Here is a 14,464-nt window from a genome sequence, read left to right as displayed (position 1 = left end):
TTTGAAAACAGGGGCATCGGCATTTTACACAAAGTACCGTCTTTCTTTATTTTCCCTTCTTTTTCTACTGGTCTTCGCGGCCCTTCCGGCGCATGCCCAGGACGGGGAAACCGAGGCGGATTCGGTGCAGACGGGGGTAGCACTGGGGTCGCTCCGCATGGAGAACCCGCCCAGCATCGTCTCCAAATACACCTATGATGCGAAACTCGACCGCTATATCTATACGGAGTCGGTTGGGAATTACGACATTTCCTACCCGATCATCCTGACCCCGGAGGACTATTTTGAACTGGTCCGCAGGGAGGGCATGAAATCCTATTTCAAAGATAAAATCGACGCCTTCAGCGGACGGAAGGAAGGGAGCGAAGAGGCCCGGAAAAACCTGCTCCCGAATTTTTATGTAAACAACAGCTTTTTCGAAACCATTTTCGGGGGGAATACCATCGAAGTGATTCCGCAGGGTTCCGTGGCGATGGACCTGGGCGTCATCTGGCAGAAAAACGACAACCCGGCCCTTTCGCCCCGCAACCGGACCAACCTCGCCTTTGACTTCGACCAGCGAATCTCCCTGAGTATGCTCGGGCAGATCGGGGAGCGCCTGCAGATTACCGCCCAGTACGACACGGAGGCAACCTTCGACTTCCAAAACCTTATCAAGCTCGATTATACCCCCACCGAAGACGATATCATCCAAAAAATCGAGATCGGAAACGTAAACATGCCGCTCAACAGCTCGCTGATCTCAGGAGCCCAGAGCCTCTTTGGGGTAAAGACCCAGCTGCAGTTCGGCAAAACCACCGTGACGGCCGTATTCTCCGAACAGCGTTCCCAGAGCAATACGGTGGTGGCCCAGGGGGGCGGGACGATCAACGAATTTGAACTGACGGCCCTGGACTACGACGAAGACCGCCACTTCTTCCTCTCCCAGTATTTCCGCGACCAGTACGACCAGGCCCTGGCCGATTACCCCTATATCAATAGCCAGGTACAGATTACCCGGCTGGAGGTTTGGGTAACCAACCGGAGCCAGCAGACGCTCAACGTCCGGAATGTGGTGGCCATCCAGGACCTGGGAGAAAGCCTGCCGGAAAAAACCCGGATCGGCCAGGCCGGCGGGGCGCCTGGTGGATTTTTCAACTCGGGCGGGGCCCCGGTGAACCTGCCGCGCAACGGCGCCAACGACTACGACCCGGCCCTGATTGGGAGCGGAGGCGTGCTGACCCCGGATATCCGCGACATCGCAACCGTGGACGACGGCTTCCAAATCCCCGGCGGGTATACCGTCAACCAGGGATTCGATTACGCCATCCTGGAGAACGCCCGCAAACTCGACCAGGGTCGGGATTACGCGTTTAATTCCCAACTTGGCTATATCTCCCTGAACCAGCGGCTCAGCAACGACGAGGTGCTGGCTGTGGCCTTCCAGTACACCTACAACGGCCAGATTTACCAGGTGGGGGAATTTGCCAACGGCGGGCTGGATGCCACCTCGGTGAGCCCGGGGGCCCAGGTGGAGATCAACAACAACACGTTGGTACTGAAGTTGCTCAAGAGCAACATCACCAACGTCAGCGACCCCATCTGGGACCTGATGATGAAGAACATCTACGCCACGGGCGCCTTCCAGCTGAGCGAGGAAGATTTTAAGCTGAACATCCTCTACAACGACCCGACGCCCAGGAACTACATTACCCCCGTCAACCCGGATGTGGGGTGGCCGGATACGCCGAGGCCGTTGGAGGAGCGGATATTGCTGGATGTGTTTAACCTGGATCGGCTCAATGTGTACAACGACGTGCAGCCCGGGGGCGACGGGTTTTTCGACTTTGTGCCCGGCATCACCGTAAATACCCAGAACGGGCAGATCATCTTTACCAAGGTAGAACCCTTTGGGGAGTACCTGTTTGAACTGCTTGGCGGGGGCACCTACGATGTGGATGACGACCAGGGGTACAACCAGAATCAGCAGAAGTATGTCTTCCGCAATATGTATAACCAGACCAAGGCGGCCTCCCTGCAGGATGCGGAGAAGAACCGGTTCCGGATCAAGGGGCGCTACAAGTCCGAGACCGGGAACGGTATCCCCATCGGCGCATTCAACGTACCCAGGGGGTCTGTTCGGGTTACGGCCGGGGGGCGGCAGTTGCAGGAGGGCATCGATTATACGGTAAACTACCAGGCGGGGACCGTTCAGATCCTCGACCCCAGCCTGCAGGCGTCCAATACGCCCATCAACATCTCCGTGGAGAACAATGCGGTTTTCGGGCAACAGACCCGGCGGTTTACCGGGGTGAACGTAGAGCACCAGTTCAATGAAAACTTTGTGCTCGGGGCCACGTTGCTGAATCTGAACGAACGCCCGCTCACCCAGAAGGCAAACTTTGGGGTGGAGCCGGTGAACAATACGATTTTTGGCCTGAACGGGAATTTCTCGACGGAAGTCCCCTTCCTGACGCGACTGGCCAACATGCTGCCCAATGTCGATACGGATGTGGCCTCAAACCTGTCCCTGAGGGGAGAGGTGGCATTTTTAAAGCCGAATGCACCGGACAACGCGAATTTCCGGGGGGAAACCACGAGTTACCTGGATGATTTTGAAGGGGCCCAGGCGCTGATCGATATCCGTGCCTCCCTGGGCTGGAGCCTGGCGAGTACTCCGCTGGAGTTTTTGGACGAAGGGGAAGAGGACCTGGAAACCGGCTATGAACGCGCCAAACTGGCCTGGTATACGATCGACCCGATATTTTATACAAACCAGCGCCCGCCCGGGATCAGCGACAACGATATTTCCCTGAATGCCACCCGGCGCATCTTTATCGACGAGGTCTTCCCGCGCATCGATATCGCCCAGGGGCAGACAACCGTCCAGAACACGCTGGACCTGGCGTATTACCCGAACCTGAAAGGGCCGTACAACGCAAACCCCAATTTTGAAGCGGAATCCCCCCAGGAGAAATGGGGCGGCATCATGCGGTCCCTCTCCAGTACAAATTTTGAGCAGTCCAACGTGGAATTCGTGCAATTCTGGGTCCTGGACCCCTATGTGGACGGACAGGCAACGGGCCCGGGGGAACTCGTGATCAACCTGGGGAATATCAGCGAGGACATCCTGGAGGACGGACGGAAGCAATACGAAAACGGCTTGCCGGGCGTAAACTCCAACGACCTCACCACCCAGACAATCTGGGGCCGGGTGCCGGCTACCCAGGCGCTGGTCTACGCCTTTGACGCCGATGAGACAAACCGGAGCCTGCAGGATATCGGGTACGACGGCCTTGCAGATGCGGATGAGGCGGCGGAAGGCTACAACGGGCCTGCCGAGGATCCTGCCCTGGACAACTATACGTACTACCTTAACCGGGAGGGCAGCCTGCTGGAACGCTACCTGGACTTCAACAACACGGAAGGGAATTCCCCGGTGGCCGTCACCAATACAAACCGGGGGAATACCACGCTTCCCGACGTGGAGGATGTGGACCGGGACCTGACCATGAACACGGTCAACAGCTACTACGAATACCGGATCCCGATACGCCCCGGGGTGACGGTGGACGATCCGTATGTGACGGATATTAAGGAAGGGGTGACCCCCAACCTGCCCAACGGAACCCAGCTGAACCGCCGCTGGATCCAGTACAAGATCCCGCTGAGCGACTTTACGGATGCCGTGGGGGGGATTACGGACTTCCGCTCCATCAGTTTTATGCGGATGTATGTCACCGGTTTTACCGACCCGGTGGTACTGCGTTTCGCAACCCTCGACCTGGTGCGCGGGGACTGGCGGAACTACACCAAAACCCTGCAGACCAATAACGACAACCCGGCCGACGACGGGACGAGCGTGGACGTGAATACCGTTAACGTGGAGGAGAATGAGGCCCGTATCCCGATTCCTTACGTATTGCCGCCAGGCGTAGTCCGGGAGCAACTCAACAACAACAACACGATTGTCCGGCAGAACGAGCAATCCCTGTCCATGGTGGTGGAAAACCTGGAGCCGGAAGATTCGCGCGGGGTCTTTAAAAATGTCAGCATGGACATGCGGCAGTACCAGCGGATCAAGATGTTCCTGCACGCCGAAAAAATCGCCCAATCCGACCCGTTTCTCAACACGGAGTCCCTGGTGGGTTTCCTGCGGATCGGGACGGACTTCTCGGAGAACTTCTACCAGATTGAGGTGCCCCTGGAGTTTACGGACTTCAGCGCTTCCACGGCCGAGCAGGTCTGGCCCGCCATCAATGAACTCGACGTGGCCCTGGACGACCTGAACAAGGTAAAATCAGAAGGCATTGCCAGCCAGACACTTGGGGAGATCACCTTTTACGAGGTGATCGACGGGGTGGCCGTGGAGGTGGACGAATTTGCCCCCCGCCAGCCCGGACGGGCCCGGATCGGTATCCGGGGGAACCCCTCCCTGGGGAGCATCCGGAGCATGATGGTAGGGGTCAAGAACATCGACAACATCCCGCTCCGCGCTGAGGTCTGGTTTAACGAGCTCCGGCTGGCTGGCCTGGACAACAACGGGGGCTGGGCGGCCGTGGCAGCCGTCGATGCGAACATGGCCGATTTTGCCAACGTGTCGGCTACGGGGAATACCTCCACCTCCGGCTTTGGCGCCATCGACCAGATGCCGAACGAGCGGGCCCGGGAGGACGCCATCTCCTACGACGTGGTGACCAACGTGGAAATCGGGAAGCTCTTCCCGGCCAAATGGAACCTGCAGATCCCGTTTAATTACGGGATATCCGAACAGCTCATCACCCCGGAATTCGACCCGGTGTACGACGACTTAAAACTCGAGGACCGGATTGCCGCGGCCGATAGCCCGGCGGATGCCGAACAGATCCGGGAACAGGCGGAAGATTATACCAAGCGGACGAGCATCAATTTTATCGGTGTCCGAAAAAACCGGGGGGAAGAGGCCGAGGCAAATTTCTTCGACATCGAAAACTTCACCTTCAACTACTCCTACAACGAAACCGACCACCGGGATTTTGAAGTGGCCGAACTCCGGGACCAGAACGTCCAGGCCGGGGTGGTGTACAACCACAATTTTAAGCCGGTCCCGGTGGCGCCCTTCGCCAAAAACGATTCGCTTTTCCGGGGCAGCTACTGGCAATGGCTCAAGGAGCTCAACTTCAACCTGCTCCCCACGAGCATCTCCCTGCAATCCGACATCAATCGCCAATTCAACCAGCAGCGCTTCCGGGATGTGCTGGAGCCCGGGGTGGAAACCCTGGAACTGCCCCTGCTGCAACAGCGGAACTACCGGTTTAACTGGCAGTACAACCTGAACTATGCGCTCACCAAGTCCCTGCGGGTGCAGCTTACCGGGTCTAACAACAGCATTGTGCGGAACTATTACGAGGAGGAGGGGAACCCCTTTTCGAACATCCTGGCAGACCGCACGCTCTGGGACGGCTTCTTCGATATCGGCGAGCCGAACCGCCACGCCCAGCAGATGACCCTGAACTACGAGATTCCGCTGAGCAAGATCCCGATTTTCGACTTTGTGAATGCCCAGTACACCTATACGAGCAACTTCGACTGGCAACGGGGCGGGGACGCCCTGAACCTCGCCGTGGCGAAGGCGCAGAATCCGGGCATCCCGGAAGACCAGCTCAGCCTGTCGTCCATCAATACGATACAGAATGCGAACACCCATACGCTTACGGCCGCCCTCAGCATGCAGCGCCTCTACGACAAGCTCGGCCTGAAGAAATCCACGGGGAAACCCACTACCGGGATTGCCGCCCCGCGTACGGACAAGGCCGGTAATGCCCGCGAAGATGGGGAGTCGGCTGCCCCCAAACGGACGGGGAAGGCCTTTAACACGGCCATCGACCTGCTGACGATGGTCAAGCGGATCAACGTGAACTACAGCGAAAACAACGGGACTGTCCTGCCCGGCTATACTCAGAGCGTCGGCTTTATCGGCACTACGCGCCCCACTGTCGGCTTTGTCTTCGGGAGCCAGGCAGATGTGCGCCAACTGGCCGCGCAAAACGGGTGGTTGACGAATTTCAATGAGTTCAACGAGCAGTTCGTCCAGCGGACCAGCAAGCAATTGAACATCACGGCCACGGCCCAGCCCGTACCCGAACTCACCATCGACCTGATTGCCGACCGCCAATACTCCGAGACGCTCCAGGAGAATTTCAACGTCACCGACGGGGAGTACATCCCCCAGGCGCCCAATACCTACGGCAGTTTCAGCATTTCCACCATGATGCTGGCCACCGCCTTTAACCGGAGCGACGAACAAAGCTCGGAGACCTTCGAGGCCTTCAAGGACAACCGGCTGACCATCGCCAACCGCCTCCTGTCGGACCGGAACGGTGCAGATATCGGGGTGGATGACGACGGCTTCCCCATCCGCTACGGAAAGACCCAGCAAGAGGTGTTGCTGCCGGCCTTTTTTGCCGCCTATACGGGCCAGGACGCCGAACGCGTCAACCTGGATACGTTCCGGGATATCCCAATCCCCAACTGGAATATCAAGTATACGGGCCTGATGAAGAACAAGTGGTTTCAGAAACAATTCAAACGGTTCTCCCTGAGCCACGGCTATCGTTCGGCCTATACGATCAACTCGTTCCAGACCAACCTGGAGCGTTACCAGCTGGTAAACGACAACGACCCGGGGACCAACCCGTTTGAGGTGGAGACCGGCGATTTGATGCCCGAGATCCTGATCAACAATGTGGTGCTGAACGACGCGTTTAACCCGCTGGTCCGGGTGGATTTTGAAATGCAGAATTCCGTCAGCGTCCTGGCCGAGGTGCGCATGGACCGTGCCCTGTCCCTGAGTTTCGACAACAACCTGCTAACCGAGATCAACGGGAAGGAATACACCCTGGGCCTCGGCTACCGGTTCAAGGACGTGCAGTTCGTCACCCGCATCGGGGGGGAACGCCAGCGCCTCAAGGGCGATCTGAACCTGAAAGCCGACCTGAGCCTCCGGGACAACATCACCATTATCCGGAACCTGGACCTGGACAGCAACCAGATCACATCGGGGCAAAACCTGGTTTCCATCAAGTTCACCGCCGACTACGCGCTGAGCAAAAACCTGAACGCCCTGTTTTTCTACGACCATTCCTTCTCCGAATTCGCCGTGTCCACCGCCTTTCCCCAAACCACCATCAACACCGGCTTCACCCTCCGTTACAACTTCGGGAACTAGCCCCCGGGCAGGCCCGGCCGGAATTTCCCGGGTCGTTTGGTTTCTACGCCCGGAAAAAGTTACATTTGCTGACTTGTAAATGTAAACCGATGAATATACCGTCCGAATTGAAATATACCAAGGATCACGAGTGGGTCCGCATCGAAGGGGATACCGCTATCGTGGGAATTACCGATTTTGCCCAGGGGGAACTGGGTGATATTGTCTACGTGGAAGTGGACGCCCTGGACGAAGAACTGGAGCGCGAAGCCGTTTTTGGCACGGTGGAAGCCGTGAAGACGGTATCCGATCTCTTCCTGCCCCTGAGCGGGGAGATTGTGGAATTCAACGAGGCCCTGGAAGACGAGCCGGAAAAGGTCAATACGGATCCTTACGGGGACGGCTGGATGATCAAAATCAAACTCAGCGATCCCTCGGAGGCCGACGACCTGCTCACGCCGGACGACTACAAAGAGCTGATCGGTGGGTAAACGGCGCTGGTTCGCCCCGGCTTTTATGCTCTGGATGGCGGCCGTCACCTATGCCTGCCTCGCCCCTTTCGACGACCTGGACGATCCGGGTTTTGAGCTGCCACATGCAGATAAAATCGCCCATTTTACTTTTTACCTTATAGCAGCCGTCCTGGGTGTGCTGGCCCTGCGGGAACGGGCCGGCCGGCGCGTGGGGTTAAACGGTGCTTTATGGCTGGCCGCAGTGGTCCTGACCGCCTATGGCGGTGTGATTGAGGCCCTTCAGGCTGTTTTGCCCACAGGCCGCAGCCCGGAGTGGGGGGATTTCCTGGCGAATTCCCTGGGGCTGCTGGCGGCAGTTGCCTCACTCAAAGTGGCGTTTCACGAACTGGGGGCGTTAAATTGGCCGGATTAATTGTATTTTTCCCAAAAGAATAGTTAAATTAGCATGCATTAAATAAGCATAAGCATGGAAACGAAAAAGAGTCCGAAAGCCGATTTAAGAAGGAACAGCGGCCTGTATTTTGTACTTGGCCTGGCCCTTGTAATGGCTCTGGTTTATGTGGCCCTGGAATGGAAGACGTACGACGAAGTGAATAACTACGATATATCCATGGATGTCGAGGAGCTTCTGGACGAAGAGGTGCCGATGACCGAGCAGATCAAGACGCCGCCACCGCCCCCGCCGCCTGCCGCCCCCGAGGTGATCGAGGTAGTGGAGGATGAGGAAGAAGTGGAGGAAACCATTATCGAATCTACGGAAACCAGCCAGGAAGAAGAGATTATTGAAGTGGATGACGTGGTGGTGGAAGAAGTCGAAGAGGATATCGACGTTCCCTTTGCTGTTATTGAAGATGTACCGGTATTTCCGGGATGCGAAGGCGCCAGCGACAAGCGTGCCTGCTTTAACGAAATGATGCAGAAACACATCCGCAAGAATTTCCGCTACCCCGAGATTGCCCAGGAAATGGGGATCCAGGGTCGGGTGTCCGTAATGTTTACCATCCAGAAGGACGGAAGCATCGGCAATATCCGCCTCCGCGGACCGGATAAGAACCTCGAGGCAGAAGCGCGCCGGATTATCGAGCGGCTTCCCAAGATGACCCCTGGAAAGCAGCGGGGTCGCGCTGTTCGGGTTCCCTTTTCTATCCCGATCATGTTTAAACTCCAATAGGGTTTCCATTGATAAAATTCAAATCCCGGCCTTGGCGCCGGGATTTTTTTTGCCCCGGTTTGGCGTTGGAAAGAAGGTTGGTGGTGCGTATCTTTGCACACCCGATTGACCCCGTGTATGAAATCCGCCACAGGTACTGCAGAGACCGGCGCCATCCAGCTGGCTTTCACCGACTTTAAGGAGATTACCAAGGCCCGCCTGGCCATCAGTGTGGTATTCTCTGCAGTGGCGGGGTATCTGCTGGGCGCCTCGGAAATCCGGGCGGTTCCCTTGCTGCTCCTCGTTCTCGGGGGTTACTGCATGGTAGGGGCCTCCAACGCCTACAACCAGGTGATTGAACGCTCCCTCGATAAGCGGATGCACCGGACCCGGCACCGGCCGATCCCCTCCGGGAGGATGCGTGTATCTACTGCCATGGCCATAGCGATTGTCATGACGCTGGCCGGGGTGGCCTTGCTCTACCAGCTCAACCCGCGGACGGCCTTTTTCGGCGCCCTGTCGATTTTCCTCTACACCTGTGTCTATACCCCGCTGAAAACCGTCACTCCCCTGGCAGTATTTGTCGGGGCGATCCCCGGGGCCATTCCCTTTATGCTCGGGTGGGTGGCGGCCACAGACAACTTTGGGATTGAACCCGGGACGTTGTTCATGATCCAGTTTTTCTGGCAATTCCCCCATTTCTGGGCACTTGGCTGGATGCTGGACGAAGACTACCGCAGGGGCGGCTTCAAGATGCTGCCCACCGGAAAAAAGGATACGGGTACTGTTGTTCAGATTATTATGTATACCATTTGGATGATCGTCATATCGATTATCCCCGTTTTCGGAATTACCGGGCGCCTGTCCCTCTCCGTTCCCGCTGCCGTGCTCATCTTTTTGATGGGGCTCGTGATGCTGTGGTTCGCGCTCCGCCTGTACGAGCTGCGCGACCGTCAATCGGCACGCAGCCTGATGCTCAGCAGCGTCACCTATATCACCCTGATGCAAATCGTTTACGTAGTCGATAGTTTTATATGAAGAATCGCGATCTCACCCAACAACCGGACCCGATAAAAAAGGAACGGGCCAGTAAAATGATGCTCTGGTTCGGCATCGTCAGCCTGATCATGACATTTGCCGGTTGGACCAGTGCCTACATCGTAAGCAGTTCCCGGGAGGACTGGATGGAGGACTTTCAGTTACCCATGGCTTTCTGGTACAGTACGGGCATCCTCCTATTGAGCAGCCTCACTTACATGATGGCGCTCCGGTCGGTGCGACAGGGACAGCAGCGGGCGGGTTCGCTCTGGCTCGGGATTACCCTTGTGGCGGGCCTGGTATTTATCTATTCGCAGTTTAGCGGGTTCTCCCAGATGATCGGTTACGGGTACTATTTTACGGGACCCACCAGCAACATCACCCTTTCCTACCTGTTCTTGATTGCAGCCGTGCACATTGCCCACGTGGTAGCCGGGCTCATCTCCCTGGTAGTGGTCGTAGTGAAACAACTCCGGGGGAAATACGGCCCCGGCCGCATGCTGGGGATGGAGCTCGGCAGCACCTTCTGGCATTTCCTGGACCTGCTTTGGGTGTACCTGATGCTTTTCTTCTATTTCTTCGGTTAGAAAAGGGGAGGTTTGTGGTTCAAATCTTCTTTTCTAACAGATAAAAAAATGTATTTTTGCTAAAATTATCCTAATACCCTAACTGACACTATGGATACAACGGTAACCACCACGGCTGAAGAGAAAGTCTGGGGAGGCGGTAACCGCCCGCTGGGTGCGAGCTACGGCAAATTGATGATGTGGTTCTTCATCGTCTCGGATGCCCTGACATTTTCCGGCTTTCTGGCCTCCTACGGTTTTTCCCGCTTTAAATTCATCGAAACCTGGCCGATTGCCGACGAGGTGTTTACGCACGTGCCGTTTTTCCACGGGACGTATCCGATGTACTATGTGGCCTTTATGACCTTTATCCTCATCATGTCTTCGGTGACCATGGTACTCGCTGTCGACGCCGGTCACCGCATGATGAAGAACCGGGTCATCCTCTATATGTTCCTGACCATTATCGGTGGGGCCATTTTCGTCGGTTCCCAGGCCTGGGAATGGGCGACATTCATCCGCGGCGATTACGGCGCCGTGGAAACCAAAGGGGGGCGTATCCTGCAATTTGTGAATGCAGATACCGGAGAGCGCGCCGCACTGGCTGATTTTGTGGTTCCCCAGGCCGATGCCCGGGTGGAGCACGACCGGGACAACGGCGTGTGGTTTGAAGCCGAAGGCACCCTGCCTACTTACACGGTAGAGGAAGTGGCCGCCGGTCTCCGCGCCAACCCGAACATCCTGATCCGCACCGAAACCATCAATGAGGAAGGCGAAAAAACCATCCTGAACCGGGAGGAGTCCCTCGATAAGATCCGGGATGCGCGCCTGGTCGTGGAAGGGGCCAACCTGATCCGCAACGAATACGGCAGTCGCCTCTTTGCGGACTTCTTTTTCTTTATCACCGGCTTCCACGGCTTCCACGTATTCTCGGGAGTGGTTATCAATGTGATTATTTTCTTTAATGTGATCCTGGGTACCTACGAGCGCCGCAAGCACTACGAAATGGTCGAAAAGGTCGGATTGTACTGGCACTTTGTAGATTTGGTATGGGTATTCGTATTCACCTTCTTCTACCTGGTTTAATCAAACGAATAATAGCTACAGATGGCACACGAACATAAACTCGAAATTTTCAGGGGCCTGCTCAAATTCCGCTCCAACACGCAAAAAATCTGGGGCGTACTGATATTCCTCTCCATTGTCACCGCTATTGAAGTGGCACTGGGTATCCTCAAGCCGGCAGCGCTTACCGGGAACTATTTCCTGGGGATGAAGCTTCTGAACTGGATCTTCATCATCCTGACCCTGGTTAAGGCGTATTATATCGCCTGGGACTTCATGCACCTGCGGGACGAGAAGAGTTCGCTGCGTCGCGCCATTGTCTGGACGCCCATTTTCCTGGTGGCCTACCTGATATTCATCCTCCTTTTCGAAGCGGATTACATCTACAATGTCTGGAAGGACGGGTTTGTGGCTTGGGATTTTTAAGCGCGTTGGCGCTGCGATACCAGCTCGCATTTCCCATTCTTTATCCCACTTGCTGCGTTGCTTCCCTTGCGCGTAGCGCTGCTATGCGCTGCGGAAAGCGCCTTGAAATTTGAATAAATCTCTGCGAAATCCTTCGCTGTTCTCTTGCGCCAACGCGCCAGGCGGGAGGTTCTGCGATACCAGCTCGCATTTCCCATTTTTAATCCCCCCTTTCTGCGTTGCTTCCATTGCGCGTAGCGCTGCTATGCGCTGCGGAAAGCGCCTTGAAATTTGAATAAATCTCTGCGAAATCCTTCGCTGTTCTCTTGCGCCAACGCGCCAGGCGGGAGGTTCTGCGATACCAGCTCGCATTTCCCATTCTTTATCCCACTTGCTGCGTTGCTTCCCTTGCGCGTAGCGCTGCTATGCGCTGCGGAAAGAGCCTAATACCAGAAAAAAATAAATCAGAGCTACTTCGTTTGGCTTTGCATGAACCCATCTTTTTCTACAACATGCCTGCCTGAAAAGGAAATCTTCTCTATTGAGTTTGCACCATGTCCCCCGGGCGTATTACCCCATGCGAATTAACACAACATAAGGCGGCCGTTGGGCCGTCTTTTTTTATTTTTGCAATCGGTTGCCATGAAGAAGAAATTTGTCCTTACCGTCCTGTTTATCCTGCCGCTGGTGGTGTATATGTTTTTTGCCTCGGGGGTCACAAATTTTGGTCGCTTGCCGGTTCTTTCCGGACCTGTATCGGAGCTTGATGGCTTTGCGGGGGAGCAGCGCCTGCAGGGTAAGATTACGGTGCTTGGGTTCCTGGGGGATTCCGTAGAGTTGCAACAGGGGCGGATGTTTAACCTGAACCAGAAGATCTACAAGCGGTTCCATGAATTTCAGGATTTCCAGATGCTGATGGTAGCTCCTGACGGCACCCAGCAAAAAGTAGCCGGCGTGATGCGGGAACTGGAAACATTTACGGATATCGGCAATTGGCGTTTTGTATATGGCGAGATGCCGGAGATTCGCCGGTTTTTCAACAGCCTGGAGACCGGTCTGGAATTGGATGCCACCGGGGCCACACCCTATGTGTTTATCATCGACAAGGACCGGATGCTCAGGGGAAGGAAAAAGGACGAGGATACCGGCCTTAAGTTCGGGTTCGATGCCACATCGGTTGCCGACCTGAACAACAAGATGGAGGACGATATGAAAATTATCCTGGCGGAATACCGCCTGGCGTTAAAGAGCAATCAGGCGGGGAGGAACACCCAGGAGCAATAACAGGAAACCATGGCGGAGAAACGCAATTACAACTACATCTGGATCGGGGCGGTCATCCTGGTTTTCGGGGCGATTTTTGTGCCGAAGATTGCAGACCGGCTCGGGGAAGGGTCGGTTGTTGAGCGGGATCGGATGAGTGTCGCAGCGGGGTCCGAAGCCGGCTCGGCTCCCCTGGAGTACATCACCCTGAACGGGGAGCGCCGCAAAGTACCGGATTTTGCCCTAACCAATCAGGACAGCCTGCTTATTACCGATGCGGACTATCTCGGGAAGGTTTGGGTAGCCGAATTCTTTTTCACCACCTGCCCCACCATTTGTCCTCAAATGACCGCCAACTTGGTGGAACTCCAGGACGAACTGGCGGAATACGAGGATTTCGGGGTCGCGTCATTTACGATCAACCCGCGCCACGACACCCCGGCGGTCCTCAAGGACTACGCGGAACGCTACGGGATTACGGATATGGACTGGCACCTGCTCACCGGGCCCCGGGACAGTATCTACGAACTCGCCAATGCCGGCTTCAATATCTTTGCGGCGGAGATCCCGGATGTCCCTGGCGGGTTTGAACACTCCGGGTTGTTTGCCCTGATTGACCGGGAAGGCTATATCCGGTCCCGCAAAGACCAATTCGGCAACCCGATCGTCTATTATCGCGGGACAATCAGCCGGGCCGACGGGACGAACGACACAGGCGAAACCGAACAAATCAGCCTGCTCAAGGAAGACTTGTTGAAATTGCTTAAAGAAGAAAATGGAAAATAAGAATAACGGATCGCCCAAAGCGGGCAACATATCAGTACAAGAAGGCAAGTTGAACCGTTGGATCAACGGGGTGTCCATCCTGATCCCCGTGGTCGTGGCCCTGTTGTTCGGCATCCGCATCCCGGATGTGGAACCCCTGGGGTTTTTGCCCCCCATTTACGCTACCATCAACGGGCTTACCGCCGTGTTGCTGCTGGCGGCCCTGTGGGCCATCCGCACTAAGCGCCAGGTATTGCACAGCCGCTTGATGACTACCTGCATCGTCCTTTCCCTGCTATTCCTGGTGATGTATGTGGCCTACCACATGACCTCGGATTCCACCCCCTTTGGAGGCGAAGGCTATGTCCGCTACCTCTATTACGCCATCCTGATCAGCCACATCGTGTTATCCATCGCAGTAATACCCCTTGTGCTGCGCACATATGCCAAGGCGTATTTAAAGGATTTCCGGGGGCACCGCCGCCTGGCCCGGATTACATTCCCGGTCTGGCTCTACGTGGCGGTTACCGGGGTTGTCGTATATTTGATGATCGCACCTTACTACCCGTACTAG

11 protein-coding genes are annotated in these 14,464 nt (G+C 56.0%); all 11 read left to right on the top strand.

What is annotated here, in order from left to right; translation table 11 throughout:
- The first annotated feature begins 1 nt into the window (after window position 1).
- The 11 genes from sov to RB2501_RS00260 all read left to right on the top strand — a co-directional run bounded on the left by sov (window position 2) and on the right by RB2501_RS00260 (window position 14,464).
- Window positions 2-7,186, top strand: coding sequence for a T9SS outer membrane translocon Sov/SprA (gene sov, locus RB2501_RS00310; RefSeq protein ID WP_012813646.1), 7,185 nt, complete (start codon window positions 2-4; stop codon window positions 7,184-7,186).
- Window positions 7,187-7,275: 89 nt separating this feature from the next.
- Window positions 7,276-7,656 carry a glycine cleavage system protein GcvH gene (gcvH, locus tag RB2501_RS00305; RefSeq protein ID WP_012813645.1) on the top strand — a complete coding sequence of 127 codons (381 nt, stop codon included), beginning with the start codon at window positions 7,276-7,278 and terminating at the stop codon, window positions 7,654-7,656.
- A complete protein-coding gene (locus RB2501_RS15670) occupies window positions 7,649-8,050 on the top strand; it encodes a VanZ family protein (RefSeq protein WP_148214251.1) in 402 nt (133 codons plus the stop codon). The genes gcvH and RB2501_RS15670 overlap by 8 nt, the downstream gene beginning before the upstream one ends.
- 54 nt (window positions 8,051-8,104) lie before the next feature.
- Window positions 8,105-8,809, top strand: a complete 705-nt coding sequence (locus tag RB2501_RS00295; RefSeq protein WP_012813643.1) for an energy transducer TonB — start codon at window positions 8,105-8,107, stop codon at window positions 8,807-8,809.
- 117 nt (window positions 8,810-8,926) lie between these two features.
- Window positions 8,927-9,826, top strand: coding sequence for a heme o synthase (cyoE, locus tag RB2501_RS00290; RefSeq protein WP_012813642.1), 900 nt, complete (start codon window positions 8,927-8,929; stop codon window positions 9,824-9,826).
- The gene (locus RB2501_RS00285) at window positions 9,823-10,413 is read left to right on the top strand and encodes a cytochrome c oxidase subunit 3 (protein ID WP_012813641.1); all 591 of its coding nucleotides are present in this window, start codon (window positions 9,823-9,825) and stop codon (window positions 10,411-10,413) included. Before cyoE ends, RB2501_RS00285 begins: the two co-directional genes overlap by 4 nt.
- Before the next feature lie 90 nt (window positions 10,414-10,503).
- Window positions 10,504-11,478: a cytochrome c oxidase subunit 3 gene (locus RB2501_RS00280; RefSeq protein WP_012813640.1), complete on the top strand. Its 975-nt coding sequence runs from the start codon at window positions 10,504-10,506 to the stop codon at window positions 11,476-11,478.
- Window positions 11,479-11,499: 21 nt separating this feature from the next.
- On the top strand, window positions 11,500-11,883 hold the full coding sequence (locus RB2501_RS00275; RefSeq protein WP_012813639.1) for a cytochrome C oxidase subunit IV family protein: 384 nt from the start codon (window positions 11,500-11,502) through the stop codon (window positions 11,881-11,883).
- A gap of 621 nt (window positions 11,884-12,504) precedes the next feature.
- Window positions 12,505-13,146 (top strand): hypothetical protein, encoded by a 642-nt coding sequence (locus tag RB2501_RS00270; RefSeq protein WP_012813637.1) that lies wholly within the window; start codon window positions 12,505-12,507, stop codon window positions 13,144-13,146.
- 9 nt (window positions 13,147-13,155) lie between these two features.
- Complete coding sequence (locus RB2501_RS00265) at window positions 13,156-13,911, top strand: SCO family protein (RefSeq protein WP_012813636.1); 756 nt, start codon at window positions 13,156-13,158, stop codon at window positions 13,909-13,911.
- Window positions 13,901-14,464: a DUF420 domain-containing protein gene (locus tag RB2501_RS00260; protein ID WP_012813635.1), complete on the top strand. Its 564-nt coding sequence runs from the start codon at window positions 13,901-13,903 to the stop codon at window positions 14,462-14,464. Before RB2501_RS00265 ends, RB2501_RS00260 begins: the two co-directional genes overlap by 11 nt.

The organism is Robiginitalea biformata HTCC2501 (genome assembly GCF_000024125.1).
In the GTDB taxonomy this organism is placed as follows: domain Bacteria; phylum Bacteroidota; class Bacteroidia; order Flavobacteriales; family Flavobacteriaceae; genus Robiginitalea; species Robiginitalea biformata.
Note: the sequence above shows the minus strand (reverse complement) of the source record. Positions and strands in the feature narration are given on the sequence as shown.